21 protein-coding genes and 3 pseudogenes are annotated in these 24,735 nt (G+C 57.7%); 17 read left to right on the top strand and 7 right to left on the bottom strand.

From position 1 onward, the window contains the following. Positions 1 to 29 precede the first annotated feature (29 nt). The 3 genes and pseudogenes from QN222_RS17990 to QN222_RS17980 form a co-directional block, all read right to left on the bottom strand. Positions 30 to 430: pseudogene (locus QN222_RS17990) on the bottom strand (DUF3085 domain-containing protein). 12 nt (positions 431 to 442) lie between these two features. Further along, positions 443 to 1,048, bottom strand: coding sequence for a DUF1419 domain-containing protein (locus QN222_RS17985; protein WP_283965550.1), 606 nt, complete (start codon positions 1,046 to 1,048; stop codon positions 443 to 445). A gap of 73 nt (positions 1,049 to 1,121) precedes the next feature. Then, on the bottom strand, positions 1,122 to 1,721 hold the full coding sequence (locus tag QN222_RS17980) for a DUF3991 and toprim domain-containing protein (protein WP_284005517.1): 600 nt from the start codon (positions 1,719 to 1,721) through the stop codon (positions 1,122 to 1,124). Positions 1,722 to 1,802: 81 nt separating this feature from the next. Here QN222_RS17980 and QN222_RS17975 point away from each other — a divergent pair, with 81 nt between their 5' ends. Continuing rightward, on the top strand, positions 1,803 to 2,453 hold the full coding sequence (locus tag QN222_RS17975; RefSeq protein ID WP_283965548.1) for a hypothetical protein: 651 nt from the start codon (positions 1,803 to 1,805) through the stop codon (positions 2,451 to 2,453). Positions 2,454 to 3,348: 895 nt separating this feature from the next. Here QN222_RS17975 and repC read toward each other — a convergent pair. Then, on the bottom strand, positions 3,349 to 4,617 hold the full coding sequence (gene repC, locus QN222_RS17970; protein WP_283965552.1) for a plasmid replication protein RepC: 1,269 nt from the start codon (positions 4,615 to 4,617) through the stop codon (positions 3,349 to 3,351). A gap of 641 nt (positions 4,618 to 5,258) precedes the next feature. Between repC and QN222_RS17965 the strand changes: the two genes are divergently transcribed. The 6 genes and pseudogenes from QN222_RS17965 to QN222_RS17940 all read left to right on the top strand — a co-directional run bounded on the left by QN222_RS17965 (position 5,259) and on the right by QN222_RS17940 (position 11,980). Next, the gene (locus QN222_RS17965) at positions 5,259 to 5,753 is read left to right on the top strand and encodes a DUF2867 domain-containing protein (RefSeq protein ID WP_283965547.1); all 495 of its coding nucleotides are present in this window, start codon (positions 5,259 to 5,261) and stop codon (positions 5,751 to 5,753) included. 412 nt (positions 5,754 to 6,165) lie between these two features. Further along, positions 6,166 to 6,427 (top strand): annotated as a pseudogene (locus QN222_RS17960) (acyltransferase); the annotation flags it as partial. A gap of 62 nt (positions 6,428 to 6,489) precedes the next feature. Further along, positions 6,490 to 7,530 (top strand): LysR family transcriptional regulator, encoded by a 1,041-nt coding sequence (locus QN222_RS17955; RefSeq protein ID WP_283965546.1) that lies wholly within the window; start codon positions 6,490 to 6,492, stop codon positions 7,528 to 7,530. A 742-nt stretch (positions 7,531 to 8,272) separates the two neighbouring features. Beyond that, positions 8,273 to 9,331, top strand: coding sequence for a LacI family DNA-binding transcriptional regulator (locus QN222_RS17950; protein WP_283965551.1), 1,059 nt, complete (start codon positions 8,273 to 8,275; stop codon positions 9,329 to 9,331). A gap of 230 nt (positions 9,332 to 9,561) precedes the next feature. Next, a complete protein-coding gene (gene hisC / locus QN222_RS17945) occupies positions 9,562 to 10,695 on the top strand; it encodes a histidinol-phosphate transaminase (protein WP_283965545.1) in 1,134 nt (377 codons plus the stop codon). Between the two features lie 256 nt (positions 10,696 to 10,951). Beyond that, positions 10,952 to 11,980, top strand: coding sequence for an LLM class flavin-dependent oxidoreductase (locus tag QN222_RS17940; protein ID WP_283965336.1), 1,029 nt, complete (start codon positions 10,952 to 10,954; stop codon positions 11,978 to 11,980). A 60-nt stretch (positions 11,981 to 12,040) separates the two neighbouring features. Here QN222_RS17940 and nodD2 read toward each other — a convergent pair whose 3' ends face one another. After that, the gene (gene nodD2 / locus QN222_RS17935; RefSeq protein WP_283965335.1) at positions 12,041 to 12,988 is read right to left on the bottom strand and encodes a transcriptional regulator NodD2; all 948 of its coding nucleotides are present in this window, start codon (positions 12,986 to 12,988) and stop codon (positions 12,041 to 12,043) included. 311 nt (positions 12,989 to 13,299) lie between these two features. Between nodD2 and QN222_RS17930 the strand changes: the two are divergent. Beyond that, positions 13,300 to 13,872 (top strand): annotated as a pseudogene (locus QN222_RS17930) (NodA family N-acyltransferase). 548 nt (positions 13,873 to 14,420) lie between these two features. On the opposite strand, the gene QN222_RS17925 reads toward QN222_RS17930, so the two are convergent. Both QN222_RS17925 and QN222_RS17920 read right to left on the bottom strand, forming a co-directional pair. After that, on the bottom strand, positions 14,421 to 15,632 hold the full coding sequence (locus QN222_RS17925; protein WP_283965334.1) for a beta-ketoacyl-[acyl-carrier-protein] synthase family protein: 1,212 nt from the start codon (positions 15,630 to 15,632) through the stop codon (positions 14,421 to 14,423). Positions 15,633 to 15,640: 8 nt separating this feature from the next. Beyond that, complete coding sequence (locus QN222_RS17920) at positions 15,641 to 15,892, bottom strand: acyl carrier protein (protein WP_283965333.1); 252 nt, start codon at positions 15,890 to 15,892, stop codon at positions 15,641 to 15,643. A 981-nt stretch (positions 15,893 to 16,873) separates the two neighbouring features. Here QN222_RS17920 and QN222_RS17915 point away from each other — a divergent pair. The 9 genes from QN222_RS17915 to QN222_RS17875 all read left to right on the top strand — a co-directional run. Further along, complete coding sequence (locus QN222_RS17915; RefSeq protein ID WP_283965332.1) at positions 16,874 to 17,464, top strand: NodA family N-acyltransferase; 591 nt, start codon at positions 16,874 to 16,876, stop codon at positions 17,462 to 17,464. Beyond that, positions 17,461 to 18,120 (top strand): chitooligosaccharide deacetylase NodB, encoded by a 660-nt coding sequence (nodB, locus tag QN222_RS17910; protein WP_283965331.1) that lies wholly within the window; start codon positions 17,461 to 17,463, stop codon positions 18,118 to 18,120. The genes QN222_RS17915 and nodB overlap by 4 nt, the downstream gene beginning before the upstream one ends. A 13-nt stretch (positions 18,121 to 18,133) precedes the next feature. Then, on the top strand, positions 18,134 to 19,471 hold the full coding sequence (gene nodC, locus QN222_RS17905; protein ID WP_336621033.1) for a chitooligosaccharide synthase NodC: 1,338 nt from the start codon (positions 18,134 to 18,136) through the stop codon (positions 19,469 to 19,471). A gap of 38 nt (positions 19,472 to 19,509) precedes the next feature. Next, positions 19,510 to 20,124, top strand: a complete 615-nt coding sequence (nodS, locus tag QN222_RS17900) for a nodulation methyltransferase NodS (protein WP_283965330.1) — start codon at positions 19,510 to 19,512, stop codon at positions 20,122 to 20,124. Positions 20,125 to 20,156: 32 nt separating this feature from the next. Then, positions 20,157 to 21,866: a nodulation protein NodU gene (nodU, locus tag QN222_RS17895; protein ID WP_283965329.1), complete on the top strand. Its 1,710-nt coding sequence runs from the start codon at positions 20,157 to 20,159 to the stop codon at positions 21,864 to 21,866. A 4-nt stretch (positions 21,867 to 21,870) separates the two neighbouring features. Continuing rightward, entirely contained in the window at positions 21,871 to 22,782 is a 912-nt protein-coding gene (gene nodI, locus QN222_RS17890; RefSeq protein WP_283965328.1) for a nodulation factor ABC transporter ATP-binding protein NodI, read from the top strand. Positions 22,783 to 22,785: 3 nt separating this feature from the next. Further along, complete coding sequence (locus QN222_RS17885) at positions 22,786 to 23,574, top strand: ABC transporter permease (protein WP_283965327.1); 789 nt, start codon at positions 22,786 to 22,788, stop codon at positions 23,572 to 23,574. A gap of 223 nt (positions 23,575 to 23,797) precedes the next feature. Continuing rightward, positions 23,798 to 24,559: a sulfotransferase gene (locus QN222_RS17880; RefSeq protein ID WP_283965326.1), complete on the top strand. Its 762-nt coding sequence runs from the start codon at positions 23,798 to 23,800 to the stop codon at positions 24,557 to 24,559. Positions 24,560 to 24,564: 5 nt separating this feature from the next. Next, the coding region (locus tag QN222_RS17875; RefSeq protein ID WP_283965337.1) for a phosphoadenosine phosphosulfate reductase family protein at positions 24,565 to 24,735 on the top strand (171 nt) is incomplete at its 3' end.

Genomic DNA, 24,735 nt, shown 5'->3' with positions numbered 1-24,735 from the left:
CTGGCGGTGCGGCTATGGCCGGCGAAACGCTAGGCGCGCTCGACTACCGAAATCTGCATGGTGTCGACCAAGAAAACGACGCGAAGGTGCGTGGCATTGGGGCTCGTCGCGATCATCGCCTCCAGCCGCTCGGCATCGATAAAGTCGATACCACCGTTGCCGCCGAATGTCCGACGCTTGGCGTCAAACCAGTCGTCGTTACTGGTCGGATTGCACTCTTCGGCAAAGACCATGAGGGCTTTCGCGCCGTCGGCAAGCCTATTGTTCGAAAAATGTAAACCCCATGATCTCCGACCAGCCAGAGGCCCGGCTGCTCATCCTTGCCGGGCAGAAGTCCGTAATAGCGGTTACGAAAGCCGCCATTGGCTTCGGCATCGGGGCGGCCGCGCGCGATCACCTTGCGCACGGATGCGAATGGGAACGTGAGCATGACAGCACCTCCTCATGCCGCGATCGGTGAGGGAAGGTAGCGTAGATGAACCGGCAGCTTGGCGGCGATCTCGTCGTCGGTCAGGTCTTCCAACAGCTTCAGAAGGGTCCCCTTTTCCCCGCCATAGAGCATCACGGTGCGTTTGCCGCGAGAGGCCTCCGGCCAGCACTCACCGGCATAGCCGCGATAGTCGTCCGCCGTGCTGCTCCAGATATGCTCGAGGCGCTCCTTCCGCGTCATGGCACGCATCGGACGGCTCTCGCGCTCGATAATCGCACCGCGCATCGCCTCAACGAATGCCTTATCTGAAAGGTCGCAATAGCCGTGAAAATATCGGGTTGCCTCGTCGATCCGGAGGGCGAAGAACACGCTGGCCACCGATCCCATCAGCAACTCGCGGATGGCGAACATGGAGCCGCGGATCCAGAGCGGCGGAAGGACTTCGAACATGTAGTCGTGTTCGGCCTCGGCGATCTCGAACCACTCGCCGGCGTGGAGCCGGGTTGCGTCTCCTTCCCAACGGTTGGGTCGCTGCGCGTGGCGATCGAACATGCGGAACATCTGCTGGCGGCTTGCGACGCCCTGGAACACCTTGCGGATTGCGGGTGAAGAGGTCATCTGCGGCTCCTTGCGCGTTTACCGGACCGAAGCGCGGCACAGTCCTCTCGACCTTGCCATCCTCTTCAGTCCTTCATGACCCTTCCGAGCCGCCGACATCGCGACCGGCCGGGTCAAGGGCCGGCTTAAGCCGGGCGAAGCCTTCCTTGACGCGGGCGGCGCGCATGCGGCACGCCTCTTCCTCTTTCCGTCTTTTGCCTAATTCCTTCTTCCTGACTTTCAGGGTCTCGTTCCAATCCTCCTCGGGTGGGCGAAGCCGCATCCAATCGCAGCCGGCGTCGTTGGCAAGTGACCGCAGTCGCTCGGCAAACATGTCACCTTGTGAATTGGCGTCTGTTGCTGCGACCAGTTGGATGTCCGTCCGGCAGGCCAGTTCCCGCAACGCCCCCTTCGTGGTCGGAGACCATCCGCCGCCGGTGCTCAGATAGAGCGTGCCCTCACGCAATCCTTCGATCGCCGCAAGGCTCAAAGCGTCGATTGCGGCTTCCGTGACGGCCAGGCGAAACGCAGTTCCAGATCCAAGGCAGAAGAGAACCTTGGTTCCTCCGGAGGCGAAGCCCCGGTATTGCGGGCCTCGCGCCTCCCATCCGGTCACAACGCCGGCATGGTCCCTGTGCGCTGCCCACATGCTGCCATAAGGGCCTTCCCGAAGAAGGTCGCATTTTATTGCCACCCGGAGCAAAGCCGCCGGAAGGCAGCGTTCGCCTTGGAGGTAACGCCATGTCGACGAGCCGGGCCACGGGCGGCGGCGTGCATGCCAACGATCATGAAGGGAGAGTTCGTACCCTCCATTAAACGTTGGATCCCGCCACTCTGGCTCAGTGGTCTTAAGACCGACGAGATCTGCAACCTTTTCGGCGCCTTCGAGAAAGCCGACATGGTCGAGATGCTCGACAAGCCCGAACACATCGCCTTTCGCGTCGCTGAGCGGATCGAACCATCCGCGTCCTTCATGCGTAACAATGATAATCTCACCGCCGCGGCGAAACTTGACGGCGCGTCGTGTGCTTTCCTTGATATCGATTGCGAAGTTCGCCTGTTCGAGCACGATCGCGCAGCTCACTTGGCTGCGCAACGCCTCTATCTCTCTTCTTTTCATTTTGCTTGCGATCGCGCAGCGATCGCCCTCCATGACACTTCCTTGGCCGTCGTTTGGTGGGCGCCTTTCGGCAGACCGCGAAGAGCAAAGTCCGCAAGGGCGCGGGTGGCAATTGTCGGACTATGCAATGCTGACGTCGGCCGCGGCGCAGCTTCCCTTGCGGCCTGCCGCACGCAAGCGGCACGCAAAGGCCAAGGCCGGCTCAATGAGCCGGCCTTGGGAAAATATTCACGCACGATCGCGAGATCGTCGTCGGGGTCGATCTCATCGAGGGAGAACGCCGTATTGTTCATGTCGAGAGGATGACCCGGACCATCAGGTCGCGGGAAAGCTGGAAGGCGCGAGACTGTATGAGAGAAAGATCGCGCGACATTTGAGGGGCCCCTTCGGAAGCGGCCGCAGCTTGGCTCAGGGACCCTTTACGGTTTGACGTGCCGCACTTGCGAGCTTCGGCTCCGCCCTGCACCCTAGCTTACATCGTCCTCAAGAAGTCTGGCGCGCTTGATCGCGCCAAAACACCGGCCACCGTCATTTAGCCATTTCGGTCCACTCTCCATCGGTGGATGTCCCGCAAGACGCAAGCAGTTTTTGGACCGGTAGCACGTTGTCGGATGCTGCCATCTGTCCGGCCTGATAGGTGCGCCACCGTGTCGGCCGAGTGGGACCGCCACGAGCATCTGTCGCAGCAATGAACCCTTCGGTGCGCCGCGCCTTGCCGCCTGTTTGTGACCAATGCTGCCCATGATGAGCAGCCGCCTGCCCGCCGCATCTTTCGCAGCTCGCTCTTTGCAAAGCGCGGCGCGCAAGGGAGCGTTCACGCCAACAGCGTGTGAAAAACGACGAGCACTCCTGCCGTTGCCAATCAGTTTGCGACAAAGCCGTTCTCCCTAGCGTGTGACGCGGCTGGAGATAGTCCTGCATGTAGCGTGCCAAAGAGAAAGTCGTTTAGAAATACCGTGCTACATTAGTTCCGACGCGATGTTTGTCCGACATTGTCGGGCATACGACAACGGAAGGGGCGCGCTTTTGAACGGCGCGTGCATTCCGTTCCGCGGCGAAGGGGTCTCGTCCCCGGCCGCCGAGCTTGCAATCCTCCCTGGATGAGTTTGCTTGGGATCAAGCGCGCGAAATAGAGGTACCCCGCCGAGACACCCTCGACGGCGGCAGAGCCACGCGGCTCTACAGCGATGTAACTTAGAACTTACGCCAGCCGTTCTATGGTGTAGCGCGCCGCGAGCCCAAAGATCGAACGGGAAAGGTGAAGTTCGCCGGCGACCGCACGCCCAGTCATTGCCCGCAAATAACCGTCTGGCGAAGAGATTTCCTGGCGGTCGAGCTTCTGCAGGGTAATGGCAATGGCAATGGCGGCCTGCTGCTCGCCCATTTGATCGACGGCGCGGCGCCGCGCATCGTCCGAAATACCGGCAATTCGGCACATTTGCGGAGCGATTCGGGCCAGATCGGCCCAACTGCGGGGCTGCGCGAAACCGTAAGTGCTTAGTGCTGGTATGGCTCGCAATATGTCCTGCAGTGCAACCATTTCCTGCCGCGAACGACGTGGTTGTTTGATTCCGCTCCTGCGTCGCCTCAGGCTTGCTTCACAAGCCCATTCGCTGGCGGAGCCAGCGCTAACTGATGTCAATGGTTCGGCGGTGGCCGAACGTCGGTCGTCATTACTCCCTTCATGTGAATTAGGGCTTGTAGTCTGTTTGTGCGTGTCGCTTCCGGCACACCTGCATGCCGAATCCTGTGGCGCTAACGTAACTTCAGGCCGTCGTGGGAGCTGCATAGTCCGCTCGACAAACCATTCAAAAAGCGCGGTCGCGCGACGCAAAAGTACGCTCGGTGCCCTCCTCGCGATGCCGACCAAAGCGATGACTTTTTCAACACGCACCTCGAGCCGCTCCCGCGTGCGCTGCGGAATGCAGTTAGCAGACGCGAGCGCGTGACGGAGATTACGCAATGCCCCACGATACCGCCGCAGCGCGCCATTTGCGGCGGCCTTTTCGACTCTGGCTTGCCTTACAAGTTCATCAAGCTCGCGGTAACGAGTGATGAGTATTCGCATGTCGATCCCGCAACCGTCGACAACCGTGCCTTCGATATTTCGGGTGGGATAGCGCTTGTAGTTGCCGCTGTCCTGCATTGTGATCAGACCGGCGTCAAAAAGGCTAGACAGCAGCCGACTCACGCGTCCGGCCGAACGGTTGATTTCGAAAGCGAGCTGCTGGTTCGACTTGAAGATTATTGGCCGGCCGCCCCTTTCGAACGCGTCCGCAGGAGCCGTGTTGATCAGTGTGGTCAATAGGTAAGCTTCGGTCGCATTGACCATCCCCGTGCAGGGCAGATTTTGCGCGAGCACGGCGAGCTGTCCGCGTGTCACGGTCCCAATCTCAGCCGCTAGTGCCAAGCGTCGGAATTCGGCACGTTCGGGCGTCTGTCTACGGCCGATCGACCGCTTTGGTGGCATCGGTTTTCGCACTGTCGTCTCCTTTGTTGGAGACCAGACAAAGCAACGCCGTTCACCGAAACGGTGTTTTTTAAGTTGACAGAGGAAGTGAGGTTTGCTACTCAAATTTTGGCGAAATTGATTATTAGCAAACCGTTTCCGAGATTCGTTTCGGGGGCGGTTTTTCTTTTCTGGTCCGGTCAGTTTTTCTCCGTTGTAAGATTGGAATACATCACTCGGAATCGAAATGACCCCGCGTAATGTTGCGCGACCATAAACCGAATGATCTTTTTGGCGCAACAATCGAGGCGTGCCGCTGAAAGAGCGACTCGAAGTCGCTGCAAGGCCATGTGGCTGCCGGCCTCGCTATGCAGGGACGCGACTGCCACCAGATTTGCATTCGAGCCAGGCAGTCCGTCTACCGATGCTATCTTTGCGCCCAAGCGGTTGCGCTCCTATAGGCTTATGCGAACCGCTTTGCGATTTGATGAAATATCCCTAAAGGCGCTGCAGTTCCTTGAGCGAATGCATCGTGCGACGATTGGCGTGCGGCTGCGACAAGCGGCCACCTACCTGATGCCGGTTTGCGGCGCAATCATGAACCATTCAGTGCTGCGGTGAGCGCCCTGGCGACGCGATAGCAAAGGTGAAAGGAAGCGTTCATGAGACCACGAAGGGTGGCCATCAGCCTGCCAAATCCTTGGCTTCCCGGAGCAGACTGGGCGGACCGTCACGAGCTTCTTGTCTTCACCGCGCGGGTGACTGCGGCCGAGGCGGCGCGGCGAGCGCTTGGGAGCGCGTCCGGCTGGGTACAAAGTCTTGTGACATGGCACAACCGCCTCGCGCCCATAATCGGGCTGAGCGAAACCGCGCTCCCGGCGCATTCAGGCCTGATCGGCACCTTTCCGCTCCTGCACAGCGATGATCGCGAAGCCGTCGTTGGCTATGATGCCCGCCACCTGCATTTTCGCATTGTCGTGGATGTTCGTGAAGGCCCTGCTGACGGCCAGGTCATCGGCATGACCACCTTGGTGCGCCGCAGGAATGCGTTCGGGCGGCTTTGTTTTGCCGCCGCCATACCTTTGCATATGGCGATCGTCCCAGCCTTGCTGACGGGAGTGAAGCGACCCGTACATGGTGTTTCGAGGGAACGGTGAAGTACAATGCATGATTGAACACCCATTGCACGCGGTTTTCTCGAATGCTCGCATCTACCATGATCCAAAATATTGCCCCTTCTGGCGACGGGCCACGATGTTGGGAGGCGATCCTGTTCCTCTGATCCGACAGGCCTCCTGGATCACCGCACGATTGTGTCGCGACGCGCACTTTCTCGAACGCGCCCGCCATTCGCTGGTCGCGCGGCTGTGACCCTGCCTTGAGGGTAGGCTGGCAGATATTCCACACGGATTGTCACTTCATCGAAATACGACCTAATTAGAAATGCGCTATGCTCCGCGTCATCGCAGGCTCTGATCCCTATACCATCGGCGATCATGAGGGCCTGTCAATTGGGTGGCGCCAAGGTCGATACCCCAACTCCACGGAACAGAAAAAAGAGGTCTTTGCATGCGCGCTAACGTGCGGTGGAAATTGTGCTGGGAAAATGAGTTACAGGTCTTAATGTCGAAGTCACGGAGTTCTTTCCAAAGACCTATGGATCGACGGGGGGCCCTATAATGCAAAACCGTTCAAAGGCAGTCGAAGCTGGACCGGAGCAAGACCTGAGCTTCGTGCGGCCCACATGGGCTTACTGCGCCGTTTCATCAAGGTTGACGGAGTCGACCTGCTGGTGGCTGAACTAGGCTTGTATGGGGTTCGTGCGGATCTTTTCCAATGAAGCAGCCGATCGATGGTTCGACTGGCATACATCCACACGGTGGATAAAGAGACATGCGGTTCAAGGGCCTTGATCTAAATCTCCTCGTCGCGCTCGACGCTCTGATGGCCGAGCGTAACCTCACGGCGGCGGCACGTAGCATCAACCTGAGCCAGCCAGCGATGAGTGCGGCCGTCGCGCGGTTGCGCACCTACTTCCGTGATGAGCTATTTACGATGGCTGGCCGCGAGTTCATCCCCACGCCGCGTGCGGAGGGGCTCGCGCCCGCGGTGCGCGAGGCTCTGCTGCGCATTCAGCGCTCGATCATTTCCTTGGAGCCGTTTAACCCGGCCCAGTCGGATCGTCGCTTCAGGATCATCCTTTCCGATTACGTCACATTCGTGTTTTTTGAAAGGATCGTGGAGCGTGCGGCGCGGGAAGCGCCCGCCGTCAGCTTCGAATTTCTTCCCCCCACAGACGACAGCGAGGACCTTCTTCGGCGCGGCGACATCGATCTTCTGATTCTGCCGGAAATCTTCATGTCGAACCTTCGTTCTCGGACGAAATTGTTCGGTGATGTACACGTGTGTGTCGGCTGTCGCTCGAACCAGCAGCTGTTGCAGCCACTGACACTCGAGAAATACATGTCGATGGGGCACGTTGTGGTCAGATTCGGGGATACGCTGCGGCTAGGCATCGAGGAACGGTATTTGGTCGAGCACGATCTGAAGAGACGTATCGACGTTGTCGTACAGGGCTACAGCATGATTCCGCCCATGCTGTTGGGGACTGAGCGGATAGGAACCATGCCGTTACGGCTGGCGCAGCATTTCGCAAAAACAACACCCCTTCAGATCGTCGAGCTTCCGCTGCCACAACACCTACCGTTCACCGAGGCCGTTCAATGGCCCGCGCTTCACAATAATGATCCGGCAAGCCGGTGGATGCGCGAAATGCTATTCCAGGAGGCGTCCAGTATGGTTTCGCCGCTTGCCATGGCCGAGCCGCTCAGCGAGCCTGGATCGCGAGGGGATGTCTGTCCGGATCGCCCCGCGACGACGAACGCTGCGGCGCGTTCGCGGGTAAAGGGAGCCACTCGCGGTGTCCCCATCTAACAATGGCGATGGCTCCAGCTTGATACGCGTGCGGAGACCATAAAGCGCACGCTCTGCCGGTTACACGTGTCGTTGTCCTAAAGCCGCTGCGGCTTTTTGGTCGGACGCACTGTGCGACGATTGGCGCGCGGCTGCGACGAGCGGCCTCCTAGCTGGTACCCAGCTTCAGGCGCAATCATGGACATTCAGGATGGCAGCGAGGGTGGCCGACAATCGTCACGCATTTCTCCTCTTCGCCGAGCGGATGACTGTCGCCGAAGCGGCGCTACGCGCTCTTCGGAGCACATGGCAGCTGTCATCGGGCTGAACCCAGCCCCGCACCGGTCCCATGCATTCTGATCAGGCACAGCGACGATCGGGAAAGTGTCGTTGGGTATGATGCCCGGCACATGCATTTCCGTATTGCCATGGATCTTCGCGAAGGCTTGCGTGCGGCCAGGTTACCGGGATGACCACCTTGTTGCGCCGCTGGACCGCGATCGGGCGGCTCTGTTTCGCCGCCGCGGATCCGTTGCACGAGGCAATTGTACCGGCGTCGCCGAGTGGAGTTATGCACTGACGTTTCAGGGAAAACGTTGATGCACAATGATGGGTTGAAATCTCCTCTACTCATTTACTCCCATTTCTCGTGCTCGGCCGTCGGTCGGAAATCAGCATCAAAGCCGTGGATGAGTTGACAGATATCCATCAAATTACATCATGCCTTTGCATCTTTTTTGATGACGATTTATCAAATAGAGCCATGACCAAGCGTCCCACAATTGGCGATCTCGCACGCGAATCCAGAGTCAGCGTTGCGACGGTCGATCGGGTTTTGAACGCCCGCCATCCGGTACGGGAAGAGACCGCGCGGCGCGTCTACGAGGCGGCCCGCGCGCTCGGCTATCCTACCGCTCGCCTCATGGAGTACAGGAGGCAGCGCAATCTGCCTCACTATCGGCTGGGTTTTATTCTCAAGAAGCCGGCACACCCCTTCTTTGCCACCTTTGCACGCGAAATCGAGGCGGCAGTGAATGCCGCACCATCTTTTCATGGCATTTCCTCCATCGAGTTCGTAACGTCGAATGCGCCCGGCGACTTGGTCGTGCTACTCAATAATTTGGGCGCACGCTGCGATGCGATTGCCATGGTCGCTCCGGACCACCCGGCGATCACGGAAGCAGTCGAAGATTTGAAGGTAAAGGGCATCCCGGTCTTCTCTCTACTTTCCGATTTCGCTGCGGGTGCACGCGCGGGCTATATCGGGCTCAACAACCGGAAGGTTGGGCGGACGGCGGCCTGGATGGTGGCCAAAGCCGCAAAACGGCCGGGCAAAGTGGTGGTCTTTGTTGCGAGTCAGCGTTCCCAGGGGCAGGAGCTTCGGGAAATCGGATTTCGTTCGTATTTCCGTGAGAACGCGCGGACCTTCGAGGTGCTCGATACGCTCGTGAGCCCTGATGCACGGCAGCTCACCTATGAAGCCACTCTCGACCTCATTCACCATGAACCTGAGCTCGTCGGATTTTATGTGCTCGGTGGCGCCATGGAGGGAGCCATCGCGGCTCTACGCGACAGGGGCGAAAGCCGGGATCTTGTCGCGATCGTCAATGAGATTACGCCGGATTCACGGGCGGCGCTCGCAGATGGTGTCATCACGATGGCGATCGCCACGCCATTAGGGCGGCTTTGCTGCGAGCTGGCGACGTTGATGGCGCGGGTAATCGAAACCGGAACGGCAGATCCTTCAGGGCAAATCGACCTGCCGTTCGATATCTACTTGCCAGAAAATATTTCATATCCGACGGAGATCCGCGAACGCTGAGGAATCTATCATCATGATAGATTAATGATATATTCCTATCATTATCTCGGAGGATTGGTTGACCGCCCTCCTTCAATCTGATCTCGTGAGCGTGCTTCTACGGCGCGGCGATCTGATGCAGAAGATTCGGCCGCGCTCCAGAGAGTGACGCCTAGCTAGGCGTCACTCGCTCCGCTTAACACTCAACTACCGGCGGTGCTTCGCACGGGTAGACTGAAACGGAGAAAGAAATGCCTGACGCAAAATTGCAGAGCGTGCTTTCATCTCTTTCGCAGCAGGCGAGTGAGTTAAATGCTCTGCCGTCCACTTGGCCGATGCCTGATGCGCGCTGTGTCAAGCTTGACACGAATGAGAATCCATTTGCGCTACCGCCACCCGTGATGCAAAGCGCCGTTGCGGCGCTAGAACGCCAGTATCTCTACCCGCAGGATGATAACATCAGCTTGAGGGAAGCAGCCGCCAAAGCTTATGGCCTCCACAGGGATCAGGTGATTGCCGGTAACGGATCGTCTGAATTGTTAGGGCTCATCTATAAGGCTTTCCTTAGTCCGGGTGACGCCGTGGCGATGGTTTCGCCAGGTTTTTCGTTTAACCGCAAACTAGCCACGTTGCAGGGTGCTCAATTTCTTGAGGTCCCGTTGAGCGAAGCTTATTCGCTGCCGACAGAGCAATTGCTTTTCGGTCCCGCCAAAGATGCAAAGTTCATTCTGGTAGCCAATCCGAACAACCCTACCGGAACGTTTGTTCCGGTGGCCGATGTTGAGGGCCTTGTATCACAATCGAACCGGTTGATCGTCCTCGACGAGGCCTACGTCGACTTTGCACCGGATAATGCGCTACGCCTTCTCGATCGCTATACGAACCTTCTGGTCTTGAGAACATTCTCGAAAAGCTATGCCGCCGCCGGCATTCGCGTAGGTTTCGGTTTTGGTCATCCCGAGATTATTGGAAGGCTGCGCAATCTTCAGAATGTTTTCAACATGAACGTGATCGGCCACGCGGTTGGCATCAGCATTCTCTCTCATCGCGTCGCCTATGAAGAGAACCACAGACATATCAAACGTGAAAGACAGAGAGTAAGCGTCGCCCTGTCGCAACTTGGTTTCTCTGTGACAGCCTCCCACGCCAATTTTTTGCTGGCCCAAGTGCCTTCGGGACAAGACGGAACTTGGTGGCAAGCATCCCTGAAAAGGCGAAAGATACTCGTTGCCGTCTTCCCTGAAGATGGTCTGGAAAACTGCATCCGCGTGAGCATCGGTACAAAACCCCAAATGGACGCATTTCTCGCAGCTGTCAGCGATATTTGTGGCTGGCTTCGAAACGACTCCGATGCGCGTCGCCCTTCCACTGATCTTCAAACTTAAGCAAGCCCACATCCTCGTTTGTAAAGCTGCGAACGAAGAACGGGCGTCATTTGTCGCTGCAGCCGCTCAGCAAAGCTCCTGCGGGTATAAGCGGTGCGAGTTGACGGCGGCCGCTTCAAGACCGCGCTGCCGACGGCGCACTGAGAGGGACAATATCAACTTGAGGAATAAGACGATCTCGAACCAGAAAGACATCAATGCCGGTGGTCGCTTGGGCAGCGGCCGAAGCTTCCGCGCCAGAGTTGGAGATAATTGAATGAAAAACGCCTCTTCTTCAAAACTCGCTGTCGGCATCTTCGATCACCTGGACGAGGATGGCAGCGATATCGCTCGACAATACGCGGATCGCCTGACGTTAGCTGAGACGTGTGACCGGCTCGGTTTCTATGCGTATCATCTTGCAGAGCACCATTTTACCCCTCACGGGAGAAGCCCGGCGCCAAATCTGTTCCTGTCGAGCGTAGCACAGCGTACCCGCCATCTTCGGGTCGGCCCGCTCGTAATGCTGCTTAGCCTTTGTCATCCGCTACGCGCGTTTGAAGAGATCTGCATGTTGGACCAATTGAGCGGTGGCAGGCTTGAGCTGGGCCTCGGGCGCGGCTCCCTCCCGATCGAATTGGGTTACTTCGGAATTGGTGCGGACGCGGTACCGGAACGCTATGCGGAAGCCAGCAAAATACTTATGGATGCGATGAGAGGCGGAACGCTTTCCTATCAAGGTCACTATTTTGAGCTGGACAGCGTTCCGTTGACGCTCAGGCCTCATCAGCGTCCGCATCCGCCGACATGGATCGCCACCAACCGACCCGAGTCCGCAAGCTGGGCCGCTGCGAATGGCGCAAATATCGCGTGCGTTGGGCCGTCCTCGACAGTCCGCAAGATAACTGACGCCTACCGAGCCCATCGAGAACGCAGCATTGACGTGGACGATCAAGCGCCGTTTCTCGGTTTGCTCCGCATGGTCGTGGTTGGACGCACTGAGAAAGAAGCGCGTTCGCTCGCGGTGCCTGCTTACGAACAATGGCTAAAGAGTTTCAAATTTCTCTACGACCTCAATGAAATCCCGACACCACCAAACCTGCCCTTGACCTTCGACGCAGCGATTGAAAGTGAACTGTGTGTAGCAGGAACGGCGACTTCCGTACGAGAAGCTCTTCTTGGTCAGCTGGAAGCGGCAGGCGCCAACTATCTTCTGTGTCAACTCGCATTTGGAAATCTGCCATTAGAGGCTTCGCTCTACACCGCAACAACCATTCAATCCGAAATTATGGATCGAGTTGGCTAACGGCGAAATCCGCCAACCTCCAGGCTCCGACCAAGTACAGTGGTGAGACGCGGCTTGAATCTATTCCAGGAACGCCCGAGACGTCACGTGAGCTTGGGGCAAACCCATACGGGACGCCTCCTGTACTAACATTTCACGCATCCACAGGCTCGCCGGATCACTATTGTGAAGGGCGGGCCATTGGACGGCCTCGGTGAATGGGGGAAGTGGCAGCGGAAGCTCAACGATCCGCAGCGGAATTGTTTTTGCGAAATGCTGCGCTAGCCGCAGGGGCATGGTTCCTATACGCTTGCTCCCCACCAGCATGGGCGGAATCATGCTGAACCCCTGGACGACGATCTCGACACGTCTCTTGAGACCGTGCTCGCGCAAATACCACCCTTCGATGGTGGGCTGTCGGATATTCCCGAACTTGACGGCAACGTGCCCCATCGACATGTATCTGTCGAATGTAAGTGGCTCTGACAGGTGCTCGTTTGAGCGGCAGCCTACACACACGTGCACCTCGTCGAACAGTTTCGCTTGAGGATGAGTGTTTGACATGAACATGTCCGGCAGAATCAGAAGATCGATGTCGCCGCGCCGGAGAAGGTCGTCATTGTCGTCGGCGAGAGGCAGAAATTCGAAGCTGACGCCGGGAGCTTCTTGCGCCGCACGCTCGACGATCTTTTCGAAAAATACGAGTGTGACGTAATCGGAAAGGATGACCCTGAAGCGACGATCCGACCGGGCCGGGTTAAACGGCTCCCAGGAAATGATCGAAAGCTGAACGCGCAGCAGAGTCTCGCGCACCGCGGGCGCGAGCTGTTCCGCACGCGGTGTTGGGATCAGTTCGCGGCCAGCCATCGTAAAGAGCTCATCGTTGAAATAGGTGCGCAATCGGGCGACGGCAGCGCTCATCGCTGGTTGGCTCAGGTTGATGCTGCGTGCGGCTGCCGTGAGGTTCCGCTCGGCCATCAGAGCGTCGAGCGCAACCAGGAGATTTAGATCAAGGCCCTTGAACCGCATGTCTTCATCTATCTATGGCGTGAATGCGCGCCATCCAAACAATCAATTTCACCGATTTAACGGCATTCTGCATTAGAAGGATATCAATCGATAGAAATCAAGGGCATCGACGGCAAATTGCGAGTGGCGCAGGAAGACACTGAACGTGGTCGGATAGCCCTCAACTCCGGGAGATGGTCCCACGAGGACTTTGCGAACTCGACTGGCTAGCGTCGCAATTGCTCGCGACCGGGTCCGACTCGTACCAATCGAGCGTTGCTCTCCATAGCGCAGCCTGCTTCGAGAAATAGGAAGAGGGAAGAGGTCATTGTATGTGCTCTGGGGTGCGCTGGAAGCTGTGGTGAGAAATGACTTGCAACTTTCCGACCACATCGAGCTCGCCGAGTTCTTTCGAAGGACATATGGGTCGACGACCGGGGAGTTTAACGCAAAACCATTCGAAGCTAGTCGAAGTTGGAGTGGAGCGCCTGAGCTTCGCGCAATCGCCTATGACTCGGGCGGTGTAGCGGCTCATGTGGCCTGTTGCGCCGTTTCATCGAGGTTGGCGCGGTTGACCTGTTGGTGGCTGAACTCGGCTTGTTGGGGATGTCCGGATCTCGAAACACTCGGAATCAGTCACTCAATATGCGTCATGCTTCCAACACTGCAGGAGCTTGACGTCCCGCTCGCTTTCGGCACGGTCAGGCACGCGCTGCAGCGGCATCTTGAGAGGTTCGGCCGACATAGTCCAATGGCCGTTCTGTCGGGGTCTCGCGTGCGGTCACGCGCCAGACGCGCGTCTCGACAAACCGCCCACGCGCACCGAAGATGCACATGTCATCGTTCTACCAGTTGGACCGTCGATCTATGAGGCACCTCGATTGCTTGTTCGAAGTGCACAGTGAATGCGTTGACGTACCGACAGGTGCAGCATTTATTTCGACGACGGGCATTTTTTGCAGGCCAGATATCCTCGCTCTGCTGGTGAACGCCGGCTGCGGGAGACATTCTTCATAAACGCCGAGTACGCGGCCGACCAGCCGAATCCAGAAAATGGTTGGAGGCATGAATTTCGCATGCTTGTTGCGGTTGGTTACCGCTTGTCCCATCTGGCCGAGCTCTGATCAATTAAAGCGTGAGATCCATTAAGTTTTCTATACCCGAAACTTTCAAATTTATTTCCGCGCCTTTCGGTTTTGTTGGCTGATCAGGCGTCTGATTACACTCATCAGGACGCAGCTCGAGCAGTGCTTCAGCTTTGGGAATTCTGTTATCCGGGACGCAGAGCGCCTGTTGCGTGGGCCTATGTCATGATTGCGCTCGCGACAAACGCAGTGCCTTTCTTCCTGTCAGGCGGGGGCCTGCGTGAGCTCAGAACATAGCTCTCTCGAGGCGCTCACATGTTGCGGCAGAATGTTCTCTGGCTTCAGTTCGATGATTTTCGCCTCAGCCGTCAGGCTGCCGTAATCGCCACCACGGCGTTGGTGCCGCCGAAGGCGAAGGCATTGCTGATCGCTGCTCGAACCTTGCGCTGCCGGGCGATGTTGGGGGTCACGTCGAGATCGCAGTCTGGGTCCTTCTGTCGATAATTCGCAGTCGGCGGAATGATCCCGTCGCGGAGCGCCATCACACAGGCAATCAGTTCGAGCGCGCCGGATGCCCCCATGCAGTGGGCATGCATTGACTTGGTCGAGGACACCGATACACCATCGGCGTGCTTGCCAAAGACGCGGCGGATTGCCTGTGTCTCGAGCCGGTCGTTGTATTTGGTGCCTGTACCGTGCGCGTTGACATAGTCAATGTCCTCAGGAAGGAGCCCGGCATCGGCAAGGCAGGCCTTTATTGCGGCGACCGGGCCTTCGACGGTCGGAGCGACGACATCGGACGCATCTGCGGACATCCCAGTGCCGGCAAGTTCGGCGAGCATTGGAGCGCCGCGCGCCACTGCGTGCTCATAGGTCTCGAGGACCGCCACGCCCGCACCTTCGCCCAGTACCAGGCCGTTACGGTCGGCCGAGAACGGTCGGCAGGTCTCGCGGGCGACAGCGCGCAGCGCCTCCCAAGCTTTCAGCACACCCCAGGCGAGCGGTGCATCGGTGCCGCCAGCCAGCATGACATCAGCCCTGCCGAGCCTTAGTTGGTCGATCGCTGATATGAAAGCGTGGTTTGACGACGAGCAGGCCGAGGTGACGCCGAATACCGGCCCGCGCAGACCATAGACCATGCTGACTTGGCTGGCCGGCGCGCCTGGCATGGCGCGAGGCACCGCGAAGACATCGGTGCGTGATTTTCCGTCGATGAACAGCCCGCGATAGTTCTTTTCCAGTGTCTCCGCTCCGAAGATGGCGGTGCCGACAACCGCGCCGATACGACCCGTGTTGGCTTTGTCCACCACGAGCCCGGATTGCCGCAGTGCCTCGCCGGCAGCAAGAACAGCCAGCAGACTGTAGCGGTCCATCGTGGTGAGGCGCTTGCGGTCGAACTCGACCTCGGGCAACTGCTTGACCTCTGCGCCTGTGCGGATTCTCGACTGATGGAGGGGTGCGGTGGTGATCTCGCCGATCGCCGATCGGCCTGCGCGCATCGCCTCCCATATGGTGGGCGCGCCGACGCCCATGCCGCAGATGCCGCCGATGCCGGTTATAACGATCCGGGAACGAGCCATGACGAATGCTAATCCTTAGCTGCAATCAAGGCGCGTGTCGCCTCGATGAGGTCGCCGACGTTCTTAAGGTTGCTCCAAGCCTCTGAAGTGTCCATCTCGATCTGGATGCCGTAAGCGGCTTCGAGATCGAATACGATTTCGGTCAGTTCAAGCGAATGGATTTCAAGAGCCCCGAGCTCGGAGTCAATAGTAACTTCTTTGTCGGTCTCCGCATGAGCTTTTATCTTTTCGATGATCTCGGTTGCCAGTTGATCGGCCATTACCCCTACCCAAATTAGATGGTTCAATTCCCTGCGCAAACTAAGCTGAGCGGACTAGCTATCTCTGCCGTCGTTGCGGACAACTCTGTCTTGTTCAGTAGCAACTATTGGTCAGTTTTCATTTTGCTTTAGTGGCAACTAAGGCCAAGTGGACGCACACAATCACAAAGAAGCTCGGGTGAGGTCCGGCGTATGAAGTGGAACCCCACCTTAAAGAATATTGTCTTGTCTTGTGTTAGCGGCTGCATCTCCTAGCGTCTATCTTAGAAAATAACATCAGTCGCGACGGCTCGAGGTGTTGTTGCACGAGTATTCGCGCTTTCATCCATGCAGCTTTCCGCAACACTGGTAAAATCAATTGTTTGGATGCCACGCATGCATATTTTGGATCGGCCGCAGACATGCTGGACTTCTGTAAATTGCCGACGTTCGAGCGTTTGGCTTTGGCGATCTCTTGAGAGGGAACAACGTTTCACATCCACCGATGGCTATTAGTGCCATCCTATGTAGTGACGCGGCGATGTAGGATCTTTAGTATTCGATCTGGGGACCGCACTCATTGTCAACATATTGGAAATAGGTGCATAGCCGCGGCGGCCTGTCGCGCCCACCGCCCGCGCGATTACGCTTGCTCGTCAGAGCGTCCATAAGATTTATATCAAGTCCCCAGCTCATTCATACCGTGGATGGGTGCTATCCAAACAATCGATTTTACGAATTTACCCGCCTACTGCATTAGAACGACATCAATTGACGGAAATCAAGGTCATCGACGGCACATTTGCGAGTGGCGCAGGAAGGGACCGGAAGTGGTTAGTAAGCCTATCAGTTCTGGAACGTGCTCCTACCAAGGGTTCGAACGCTCCGATTACATGTCATTGCGACCGCTGACGGCAGCCTCTGACATCGGCCATTCGCCCACAGCTTCGATTGCGTGATCGGCGCCTCTAGCAAACGGCAAGACAATAAGGAGGGCTTTGCATGCGCTCTGAGGTGCGGTGGAGTCTACGTTGGGAAAATGAGTTGCAACTGTCCGACCATATTGAGCTCACCGATTTCTTTCGGGAGACCTATGGGCCTACTGGGGCGTTCAACGCAAAACCATTCAAGGGTAGCCGAAGTTGGGCTGGAGCCAGGCCCGAGCTGCGCGCAATCGCCTACGATTCTCGTGGTATCGCTGCGCACATGGGCTTCCTGCGCCGTTTCATCAAGGTCGGCGAGGTCGATCAATTAGTTGCTGAACTGGGGTTGTACGGGGTGCGCCCGGACCTTGAGGGACTCGGAATTGCCCATTCGATCCATGTCATGCTTCCAGTACTGCAGGAGCTTGGCGTTCCATTCGCTTTCGGCACCGTTAGGCACGCGCTGCGCAAGCATGTAGAGAGGTTCGGCCGATACGGTCTGGTGACCATTCTGTCGGGGATTCAGGTGCGGTCCACGCTACCAGTGGCGCTCCTCGACAAGCCGCCCACGCGCATCGAAGATGCACTTGTCATCGTTCTACCAGTCGGTCGGCCGATGTCAGACTGGCCCGCCGGTACAATAATCGATCGGAACGGACCAGAGCTATGACGCACGTTAATTGCTTTTCCGAAATGCACAGTGGGTGCACTGACAGTACCGGCCAGCACAGCGTTTATTTGACGTTCGATGACGGTCCTCATCCATTTTGCACACCGGAAATCCTCGATGTTCTGGCTGAACACCGGGTGCCGGCGACATTCTTCGTCATCGGTCAGTACGCGGCCGACCAGCCCAAGCTGATCCAACGAATGATTGCCGAAGGACATGACGTCGCTAACCACACAATGACGCATCCAGACCTGTCCAAATGCACACCCGGCGAAATACAGCGTGAAATACTCGAGGCGAACAGAGCCATCACAATGGCGTCCGCGCGAGCCTCGGTGCGGCACATCCGCGCTCCGTATGGGAGCTGGACCGAAGAAGTGCTCACGGCGTCAGCGGCCGCTGGACTGAACGCGATCCACTGGTCTGTGGATCCGCGAGACTGGTCCTGTCCCGGGGTCGACGCCATTGTCGATGAAGTGCTCGACTCTGTACAGCCGGGCGCAATTGTGCTCCTGCACGACGGATGCCCTCCCAGCGAGTTGCAACCCGGCACTGACCGGGGTCTGCGCTACCAGACGATCATGGCGTTATCCAGCATAATTCCATCCTTGCAAAGCCGCGGCTTTGTATTCCGCTCGCTTCCTCAAGATCACTGAAGACGAGACTCCCATGAATTTGCTTGACACAACCAGCACTGTCGCCATCTCGCTTTATGCGCTGCTCTCGACTGCCTATAAGAGCATGCAGGCCGTTTACTCTGTGCCGGCATACGATTCATCGGCGCCGCAGGGCCTGGTTGGCTTCGACAGACTACCGAGCGTAGATGTCATCGTCCCTTGCTTCAACGAGGACCCGCGCACGCTCTCAGACTGCTTGGCTTCCATTGCGAACCAGGAATACGCGGGGCAACTGCGGGTCTACGTGGTTGATGACGGTTCTGGAAATCGCGACGTCTTGCGACCTGTGCATGAGACCTACGCGCGCGACCGGAGGTTCAATATCATTCTGCTTCCGCAGAATGTCGGAAAACGCAAGGCGCAGATCGCCGCGATACGCCGCTCAGATGGAGATTTGGTGTTAAACGTCGACTCCGACACGATACTAGCGTCGGACGTCATCTCGAAGCTTGTGCCAAAGATGCAAAATCCAGCGGTCGGGGCGGCCATGGGGCAGTTGACGGCCAGCAACCGAGACGACAGTTGGTTGACCAGGTTGATCGACATGGAGTACTGGCTGGCTTGCAACGAGGAGCGTGCTGCACAGGGTCGCTTCGGTGCCGTTATGTGTTGCTGCGGCCCATGTGCTATGTATCGCCGCTCTGCGCTCGTTATGCTGCTGGACCAGTACGAGTCGCAATATTTTCGCGGTAAGCCGAGCGACTTCGGTGAGGATCGCCATCTTACTATTCTCATGCTGAAGGCAGGCTTTCGGACTGAGTACGTGCCGGACGCCATCGCGGCTACGGTCGTTCCGAACAGACTAAGGCCGTATCTGCGCCAACAACTCCGTTGGGCACGGAGCACGTTCCGGGATACGTTACTGGGGCTTCGCCTACTGCCCGGCCTTGATCGCTTTCTGACGCTGGACGTGGTCGGACAAAATCTCGGACCGCTGCTTCTCGCCCTGTCGGTACTAACGGGTTTCGCACAGCTTGCACTGACTGGCACCGCGCCTTGGTGGACGATCCTGATGATCGTAGCCATGACCGGGATTCGCTGCAGCATTGTGGCGTTTCGGGCCCGCCAACTTCGATTTCTGGGCTTCTCTCTGCACACATTCATCAACATCTTTTTGCTACTGCCGTTGAAAGCCTATGCGTTGTGTACATTGAGCAATAGCGACTGGCTGTCGCGCGGCTCCGCCGGCAACTCGTCGAACAAGGCGGGGAAACAGGCCCCCATCCAAAGTCCGGCCACGGAACCAAGCGCTACAGAATTTTCGGCACATGCGACGCCGCTTCGAAGGCTCAACCTCGCGCGCGATTCTTCGAGGTTTAGTGATGTCTGACTGCATTTGCAGCGACGAGTGATAGCGACCTTACCGAGGTGGACGAGTTGACACAAAATTATCAATTGCTGAATCGGGAACTGGCCGCAGACGATCCGTGGCGGCTCGACGGCAACCCGTTCGAGCAGGAGCGTTACGCGCAAATGCTCCGATTGTCGCTTGCCGAAGGTTCTATCACACATGCGCTCGAAGTCGGGTGTGCTGCCGGCGCATTTACTGAGAAATTGGCGCCCCACTGCCAACGGCTCACCGTGATCGATGTCGTGCCGCAAGCAATTGCTCGAGCGCGTCGACGGATGAAGGAGCCGCCGCACATCAGCTGGATAGTCTGTGATGTTCGACAGTTTTCGACTGATGAGCTGTTCGACCTGATCGTTGTGGCGGAGGTTCTCTACTACCTCGGAGACACAAGCGAGATGCGCGCGGCCGTCCGCAATCTGGTGCGGATGCTTGCGCCAGGTGGGCATCTGGTTTTCGGATCGGCGCGCGATGCCAATTGCCGGCGCTGGGGTCACGTTGCTGGTGCCGAGACGGTCATCGCCATGCTGAACGAACCTTTGATCGAGGTAGAGCGGCTTGAGTGCCGGGGTGAGTCGGTCAACGAAGACTGCTTGCTCGCTCGTTTCCGGAATCCGGTTTCCGGGTCCTTATGAATGAATTGTCGACGTTATGCATTGGAGACACCATGCGCATCTGTGGTATCAAGCTGACCCATGACGGGGCGATCGCGCTTGTCGAGGATGGACGGCTCGTCTTCTGTATTGAGCAGGAGAAGCGGGACAACAATCCGCGATATCAAACCATCGATAATCTCGACGCAGTTGTCGCCGCTTTGGCGGAACACGGTCTGAAACCGCGCGATGTTGATCAATTCGTTATCGACGGCTGGGACGGTGAGGACGAGTCGCAGTTCCAGGTGCTCAGTGGGGTGGCTCCGTTAACTCTCAAAGGCGCGCCTTATGTTGAACGCCATGCCGAGGGCCTTCTCGATTGCCTGGACGGCTCCGGCCTGATACTCGATGATTGGGCTTTTCCTTATAAGAGCTATGCCCATGTAACGGGCCATGTGACCTCCGCATACTGCACCAGCCCGTTCGCGAAGGCCGGACAACCCGCGTTCTGCTTGGTTTGGGACGGCTGCATCTTCCCGCGCCTTTATTATGTGGACGGCCAAGACGCACGATTCCTCGAATGCCTCTTCCCGGTGATAGGCCAAGCCTACGCTGCCGCGGGCCATTATTTCGGACCCTATAGGAAGGCGAGCAAGGGAGGCTGGGATTTAGGGATCGCCGGCAAGCTGATGGCCTATATCGCGCTGGGGTCCGTTGACGAAGACATCGTCGCGGTGTTTCAGGAGCTTTACGATGAGCGCTTTGCGGCCGATACTGACCTTGCCAGTCGTTACCGCGCGAACATCAATAACGCCGAGTCCTCGCTCGCGGCGGTGCATGATTTCTTCGATGCCAGCGTACTGCGATTGGAGGCCAAGTCACCCGAAGATGTGCTTGCATCGTTTCATGTCTTCCTTGAGCGCCTCGTTGTCCACGAAATGACGATGGCCTTGCAGCGCCACTCGTTTCCAGGGTCGCACAATTTGTGTGTAGCCGGAGGGTGCGGTCTGAACATCAAATGGAACAGTGCACTTCGCGAGACGGGCCTGTTTGAAGACGTCTGGGTGCCGCCTTTCCCGAATGACAGCGGCTCTGCAATCGGCGCCGCTTGCTCTGCGATGGTGGCGCAACAAGGCTTCGTGCCGCTGGAGTGGTCAGTATACGGTGGACCGACCCTGAAAACTGGTGATGTGCCGCCCGGATGGGAAGCCACGCCGTGCAATATGTCGGAACTTGCCACCATCCTCGCCAGTAACAAGCCCGTGGTTTTCCTTGCCGGGCGCGCGGAGCTTGGACCGCGGGCGTTGGGAGGCAGAAGCATTCTTGCAGCCGCGACCTCGCCGAAAATGAAGGATTTCCTCAACGAAGTAAAATTTCGCGAACACTTCCGGCCGGTGGCGCCTATATGCCTGGAGGACCGCGCGCCGGATATATTCAGCCCCGGAACGCCCGATCCATACATGTTGTTCGATCATCAGACACGGATGGAATGGCGGGACAAAATCCCCGCTGTCGTACATCTTGACGGATCTGCGCGACTGCAAACGATATCCAGGAACTCTCAGCACAAAGTCGCCGAGCTACTCGTCGAATATGAAAAACTCACGGGTATTCCGCTGCTTTGCAACACGAGTGCCAATTACCATGGACGTGGCTTCTTCCCGGATGCAGCGGCAGCCTGCGAGTGGGGACGCATTGAACACATATGGTGCGACGGCCTGCTGTTGACGAAAACGCAGGCAATTCACCAAAAGTCAGTCGCCAGCGCCTTCACGGGTAGATGAACGCATGTCCAAGGTGGCAATCGACCTTACCAGCGTAAGCAAGGCATATGACGACCGGATCGTTGTCGATGGACTGTCGTTCAACGTTGCGGCGGGGGAATGTTTCGGCTTGCTGGGACCGAACGGCGCGGGCAAAAGCACGATTGCGCGTATGGTCCTGGGCATGACATCGCCCGATGCGGGCAAGATCACGGTCCTTGGTGTGCCAGTGCCGGAACGCGCTCGCTTGGCGCGCGAGCGCATCGGCGTGGTCCCTCAATTCGACAACCTTGACCTTGAGTTCACGGTCCGCGAGAACCTGCTGGTATTCGGGCGCTACTTTGGCATGAGCGCACGCGAAGTCGAAGCGGTCATACCGTCGCTTCTCGAGTTCGCCCGACTTGAGAGCAAGGCGCATGCACGTGTCTCCGAATTGTCCGGCGGTATGAAGCGGCGCCTGACCCTGGCGCGTGCGTTGATCAACGACCCGCAGCTGCTCGTAATGGACGAGCCTACCACTGGCCTGGATCCGCACGCGCGCCACCTGATCTGGGAGCGCCTGCGTTCCCTGTTGGCGCGCGGCAAGACGATTATCTTGACCACTCATTTCATGGAAGAGGCTGAGCGGTTGTGCGATCGGCTGTGCGTGCTCGAAAGAGGTCGAAACATCGCCGAAGGTCGCCCTCATGCGCTGATCGATGAACTGATCGGGTGCGAGGTCATCGAGATTTACGGCGGCGACCCGCATGAACTGCAATCGCTGATTAGACCATATGCCCATCGCATCGAAGTGAGCGGCGAAACGCTCTTTTGCTACGCGCCCGATCCGGAGCAGGTGCGCGTGCGGCTGCGCGAGCGCGCAGGTCTGCGTGTCCTGCAGCGTCCGCCGAATCTTGAGGATGTGTTTTTGCGGCTGACCGGGCGCGAGATGGAGTGACCGATGGGTGAAGATTGTGCGGCGGCTCTGCCCGCCAATGCTTGGAACTGGATCGCAGTGTGGCGCCGCAACTATCTGGCATGGAAGAAAGTCGCGCTTGCTTCCCTTCTCGGGAACCTCGCCGATCCAATGATCTACCTGTTCGGACTCGGTTTTGGTCTCGGTATGGTGGTGGGGCGCGTCGACGGTACTTCGTATGTGGCGTTTTTGGCAGGCGGCATGGTCGCGACAAGTGCGATGACCGCTGCGACATTCGAAACTATTTACGCAGCTTTCGCGCGCATGCACGCTCAGCGTACCTGGGAAGCAATCCTCTACACCAAGCTTACACTAGGCGACATTGTCCTCGGGGAGTTGGCGTGGGCAGCCACCAAGGCTTTTCTAGCCGGTACGGGAATCATGATTGTTGCGGCCATTCTCGGCTATGCGGCGTGGCCGTCCATTCTCTATGCGCTGCCAGTCATCGCGCTTACGGGCTTCGCCTTCGCGAGTCTCGCAATGATCGTCACGGCGCTTGCGCCGAGCTACGACTATTTCGTGTTCTACCAGACGCTCGTTCTCACGCCCATGCTCTTCCTTTCTGGCGCGGTGTTTCCGATAGATCAACTCCCCGGCACGTTTCAAGAGGCGGCGCGCTTATTGCCGCTGGCACATGCAATCGACCTTATTCGTCCGGCGATGCTTGGCCGACCGGCAGGCAGCATCGGCCTGCATATCGGCGCGCTTTGCATCTACGCGGTATTGCCGTTCTTCCTGTCGGCGGCATTGTTTCGGCGGCGTCTGATGTCTTGACGCTATTCACCACCAGACGAGAAGGAGGAACGCGATGCTGTCTCGCGAACTGGGCGCGCCGGTGTCTGAAGATAAGCGTGCTCGACCATCTCTGGAAACTGCCTAACGAGTCATCGGGGGGTTGAGACCGGCGAACGCGCGCCGATCTTAAGCGACCGCAGTTTCCTGCACTGGTGACGCCCCCCAATCCTTCGTGAACTATTTTCTGTTGGGAACACATGCGATGACCCACTCCGCACCAGCGCCTGCGCCATTTGCGATCCTTGGGATGCCAAGGACTGGAACGCACTACCTCGAAGAGTTGCTAAATGAGCATCCGAACGTGTTGAGCAACGGTGAGTTGCTCAACACGTATGATGCCAATTGGCCCGATAAGGATCGCCTGTTACATAGCGATCGCGAACTCCTCGATCTCGCATATTTGCGCTTCCCTAGACGGAGCGACAAGAAGCTCACGCATGTCGGGTGCAAAATCAACGAACCTCAGTTTCAGGAACGTCCAGGCTTTTTTGACGAGCTGGCGCGTTGGCCGGGGCTCAAGGTCATCTTCTTGTCTCGCAGAAACACATTGGAGTCGCTGCGCTCGCTGGTGCAGGCAAGACAAAGCCGGCAATGGCTCAAGTTTAGCTCGGATGACGATACGGCTCCGCCGCCACGCGTAAAATTGCCGATCGCCTCCTGCGAGGACTACTTCAAGGCCGCCGATGATTTCCGCACGCGAGTCGCGCACTCCTATGCTTCGACCAGCTTGCTTGAGATCGAGTACGAGAGGCTTCTTCTTGAACCCGCAGCATGCTTGGAAACCGCTTTGCAATTTTTGGGCGTTCAGGCGCTTCAACTTTCTGGCCGCGCTACCCTTCAGCGCCTGGAAATGCGGCCACTGGACGAAACAGTAGAGAATTTCGAAGAGTTGCGGCGTCACTTCGCAGGCGGACCTTACGCGAGGTTCTTCCAGCTTGATGACGCTATAGTCCCGCAGAGATAATTGATATGTCTCTTTCCCATCTTCGGCGACTTGAAGCTGAAGCAGTTCACGCCATTCGCGAAGTTGTTGCGACGTTCTCAAATCCGGTTGTACTTTATTCCATCGGAAAAGACTCTTCCGTCTTGTTGCATCTGGCGATGAAAGCGTTTTTTCCATCCAAGCCACCTTTCCCTTTC

Source organism: Sinorhizobium sp. 6-70, assembly GCF_030124375.1.
Taxonomy (GTDB): domain Bacteria; phylum Pseudomonadota; class Alphaproteobacteria; order Rhizobiales; family Rhizobiaceae; genus Sinorhizobium.
This window is presented reverse-complemented; position numbering and strand designations above follow the sequence as displayed.